Annotated in this window: 1 protein-coding gene; it reads right to left on the reverse strand. The window is 62.2% G+C overall.

The window, feature by feature from the left end; all coding sequences use genetic code 11:
- On the reverse strand, positions 1-733 hold a 733-nt coding region (locus tag V9K67_RS27085; RefSeq protein WP_336728268.1), incomplete at both ends, for a hypothetical protein.

The raw sequence follows: 733 nt of genomic DNA on the forward strand, positions 1-733 counted from the left end.
AATAGGTGCCGGGAGCCGTAACGGTAAAGACCGAATCGGTCGAGCCGTTCTGCCAGGCATAGGAAGCAAAGCCGCTGCCGGCATTGAGGAGGATGCGGGTATTGGTGCACAGAAGCGTATCGCCGCCCAGATGCAGGGAAGAGCGCTCCGGCAGCACTTCCACGGAAACGGAATCTTCCAGTAAGGTACACCCCATCAGGCTACCCCGGATCACGGCCTTTCCCGGCCGGCTGAACCGCACGGCATAGGTGGAATCGCTCAGCCGGGTGACGCCGCTCACCCGGGTCGTATCCCAGGACAGGGGCACCAGGCTGCCGCAGCCCCTGTTTTTACGGACGGTGAGGAGGAGGCTGGCACCGGGACAGACGGTGTCCGCACTGATTTCCAGCGACAGGGAATCGCAAAGGGATACCACTTCGCAGGCAGGCATCGTGGAGGTGGTGAAGTTCCAGCCGGAGAGCCGGATGGCACGGCTTTCCCGGAAAACGGAGGGATGAATGGCTTCTATCGGGTTATAGCGGAAGGGCTCGTACCGGAAATGCCAAAGGGAGGTGGCCGAATCCGGCCTGCCCAGGCAGGAGGAAGCCGTATCGGAAGCGTGCACCCGGTAGTAATCGATCCGGCTGCCGTTCAGGGCGGGGACCGTGCTGTCGCCCATCCCCTTTACGTTCAAAAAGCCCCCGTCGGGCATCCGCAGGGTAAGGGGCTCGTACGGGATGCCTTCATTGGCATG

Origin of the sequence: Huijunlia imazamoxiresistens (genome assembly GCF_037132455.1) — a bacterium.
GTDB lineage: Bacteria > Bacteroidota > Bacteroidia > Chitinophagales > Chitinophagaceae > Flavisolibacter > Flavisolibacter imazamoxiresistens.